The sequence below is a fragment of the Allobosea sp. 05L423 genome (assembly GCF_056397745.1).
The window spans coordinates 180,001-183,052 of the sequence record NZ_JBFTOA010000009.1 but is presented as its reverse complement, the minus strand read 5'-3'; the positions used below and the strand labels follow the sequence as shown (position 1 = coordinate 183,052).

Annotated in this window: 1 protein-coding gene, 2 tRNA genes and 2 rRNA genes (1 of these 5 cut by a window edge); 4 read left to right on the top strand and 1 reads right to left on the bottom strand. The window is 54.7% G+C overall.

Annotated features, from left to right (window positions below; translation table 11 throughout):
• The first annotated feature begins 305 nt into the window (after window positions 1-305).
• From AC1DNE_RS19905 to AC1DNE_RS19895, 3 genes are all read left to right on the top strand, one after another.
• A 16S ribosomal RNA gene (locus AC1DNE_RS19905) occupies window positions 306-1,792 on the top strand.
• A gap of 204 nt (window positions 1,793-1,996) precedes the next feature.
• Window positions 1,997-2,073, top strand: a tRNA-Ile gene (locus AC1DNE_RS19900).
• 104 nt (window positions 2,074-2,177) lie between these two features.
• Window positions 2,178-2,253: transfer RNA gene (locus AC1DNE_RS19895), tRNA-Ala, on the top strand.
• Here AC1DNE_RS19895 and AC1DNE_RS19890 read toward each other — a convergent pair.
• Window positions 2,219-2,359 carry a hypothetical protein gene (locus AC1DNE_RS19890; protein WP_441473988.1) on the bottom strand — a complete coding sequence of 47 codons (141 nt, stop codon included), beginning with the start codon at window positions 2,357-2,359 and terminating at the stop codon, window positions 2,219-2,221. The two genes, AC1DNE_RS19895 and AC1DNE_RS19890, sit on opposite strands and share 35 nt — an antisense overlap.
• 114 nt (window positions 2,360-2,473) lie before the next feature.
• Between AC1DNE_RS19890 and AC1DNE_RS19885 the strand changes: the two genes are divergently transcribed.
• Window positions 2,474-3,052, top strand: a 23S ribosomal RNA gene (locus tag AC1DNE_RS19885); it runs 2,228 nt beyond the window's last position.
• Together the 16S and 23S rRNA genes with 2 tRNA genes alongside form the textbook arrangement of a ribosomal RNA operon.

The following is a 3,052-nucleotide window of genomic DNA, read 5'->3' as shown; positions in this document are numbered from 1 at the left end:
CCTATAAGCCACCCATCGAGACGGCGCCGCCGCTGAGCGGCGCCTCTTCTGCGCTTCCTGATGAGGCTGGGGCTGACGTCCGGGACACCGGGCGAGTTCCTGTCGGAATTTGTAGAGCGCACGCTGTTTGAAAATTGAAGACAGAAAGAGAAACGTGGACGGCGAGTTCTTGCGGACTTGGGTTTAGGCTCAAGTCGAACGAGACTTCGGTGTGCTGCGTTTATACAAGAGCCATCGCGGATTGCTTCGGTAATCTGTAGATGTCTCCGTCAATACGCAGTGCGATGCCGGAACAAAATCTCATCCAATCTGAGAGTTTGATCCTGGCTCAGAGCGAACGCTGGCGGCAGGCTTAACACATGCAAGTCGAACGGGCACTTCGGTGCTAGTGGCAGACGGGTGAGTAACACGTGGGAACGTACCTTTCGGTTCGGAATAATTCAGGGAAACTTGGACTAATACCGGATACGCCCTTCGGGGGAAAGATTTATCGCCGATAGATCGGCCCGCGTCTGATTAGCTAGTTGGTGAGGTAATGGCTCACCAAGGCGACGATCAGTAGCTGGTCTGAGAGGATGATCAGCCACATTGGGACTGAGACACGGCCCAAACTCCTACGGGAGGCAGCAGTGGGGAATATTGGACAATGGGCGCAAGCCTGATCCAGCCATGCCGCGTGAGTGATGAAGGCCTTAGGGTTGTAAAGCTCTTTTGTCCGGGAAGATAATGACTGTACCGGAAGAATAAGCCCCGGCTAACTTCGTGCCAGCAGCCGCGGTAATACGAAGGGGGCTAGCGTTGCTCGGAATCACTGGGCGTAAAGGGCGCGTAGGCGGACTCTTAAGTCGGGGGTGAAAGCCCAGGGCTCAACCCTGGAATTGCCTTCGATACTGGGAGTCTTGAGTTCGGAAGAGGTTGGTGGAACTGCGAGTGTAGAGGTGAAATTCGTAGATATTCGCAAGAACACCAGTGGCGAAGGCGGCCAACTGGTCCGATACTGACGCTGAGGCGCGAAAGCGTGGGGAGCAAACAGGATTAGATACCCTGGTAGTCCACGCCGTAAACGATGAATGCCAGCCGTTGGGGAGCTTGCTCTTCAGTGGCGCAGCTAACGCTTTAAGCATTCCGCCTGGGGAGTACGGTCGCAAGATTAAAACTCAAAGGAATTGACGGGGGCCCGCACAAGCGGTGGAGCATGTGGTTTAATTCGAAGCAACGCGCAGAACCTTACCAGCTTTTGACATGTCCGGTTTGATCGGCAGAGATGCCTTTCTTCAGTTCGGCTGGCCGGAACACAGGTGCTGCATGGCTGTCGTCAGCTCGTGTCGTGAGATGTTGGGTTAAGTCCCGCAACGAGCGCAACCCTCGCCCCTAGTTGCCATCATTCAGTTGGGAACTCTAGGGGGACTGCCGGTGATAAGCCGCGAGGAAGGTGGGGATGACGTCAAGTCCTCATGGCCCTTACAGGCTGGGCTACACACGTGCTACAATGGCGGTGACAATGGGCAGCGAAAGGGCGACCTCGAGCTAATCCCAAAAAGCCGTCTCAGTTCAGATTGTACTCTGCAACTCGAGTACATGAAGGTGGAATCGCTAGTAATCGTGGATCAGCATGCCACGGTGAATACGTTCCCGGGCCTTGTACACACCGCCCGTCACACCATGGGAGTTGGGTTTACCCGAAGGCGTTACGCTAACCGCAAGGAGGCAGGCGACCACGGTAGGCTCAGCGACTGGGGTGAAGTCGTAACAAGGTAGCCGTAGGGGAACCTGCGGCTGGATCACCTCCTTTCTAAGGTAGAGGACTTCACGAAGCTTGCTTCGTATCGACCTCTCTTCAGAACAATAGAGGCCAGTCAGGCCTCGCATGCGGAACTTGCCGTCTTCGTTTCTCTTTCTCTTTCCGGGCGAATGCGCTGGATCGGTCATCTGGATCGGTCGCGTATTCTGGGCCAAGCCAGGCTTTGGCCGGTCGACTTCTTGGTCGATTTGCCTTGGGCCTGTAGCTCAGTTGGTTAGAGCGCGCGCTTGATAAGCGTGAGGTCGGAGGTTCAAATCCTCCCAGGCCCACCAGTCATCGGGTGCCGAGCTGTCCGACGAGCGGCGGTTCTTTCGAGCTCTTGGGCTCGCAAGGCCGAACGGCCGCCGCGCCAAGTGGCGCGTTGCTTTACTCAAATGGGGCCATAGCTCAGTTGGGAGAGCGGTAGCTTTGCAAGCTTCAGGTCGTCGGTTCGATCCCGTCTGGCTCCACCAAATCCGGAAAGTATTCAAGTTTCGCCATCATCGGCAACGATGGTTGGCGCTGCTGTTTGTCATTGTGAAGAGGGAATGTATTCGAGAGCTGCTCATCCTGCAGCATGCGGAATGTCCGACACCATCGGCTTCTGTTAAATCGGGTACATTCGGCAAGCATAAATGGTCTTTCTGATCATATGTTTTGCGAATTTGTTTCGCGGACATCGATCATGAGAACGATCAAGTGCCTTAAGAGCATTCGGTGGATGCCTTGGCGCTGAGAGGCGATGAAGGACGTGATACGCTGCGATAAGCCGTGGGGAGCTGCGAATGAGCTTTGATCCGCGGATTTCCGAATGGGGAAACCCACCTTCGATCTCTGTTATTCCAAGGACAGGACTTCGGTTCTGTTTTTGAGCTAACAGAGATCACAAGAAGGTATTGAACTCTGAATACATAGGGGTTCAAAGCTAACCCAGGGAACTGAAACATCTAAGTACCTGGAGGAAAGGACATCAACGAGACTCCGTTAGTAGTGGCGAGCGAACGCGGACCAGGCCAGTGCTTATCTGCAAGTTACCGGAAGCGGTTGGGAAACCGCGCAACAATGGGTGATAGCCCCGTACGGATCTGCGAACAGATGAGACATGAGTAAGGCGGGACACGTGAAATCCTGTCTGAACGTGGGGGGACCACCCTCCAAGCCTAAGTACTCCTCAGCGACCGATAGTGAACAAGTACCGTGAGGGAAAGGTGAAAAGCACCCCGACGAGGGGAGTGAAATAGCACCTGAAACCGAATGCTTACAAACAGTGGG

Coding starts and splice junctions, on each gene's coding strand:
- AC1DNE_RS19890 (WP_441473988.1), bottom strand. CDS start 2,359: ATGCTGCAGGATGAGCAGCTCTCGAATACATTCCCTCTTCACAATGAC.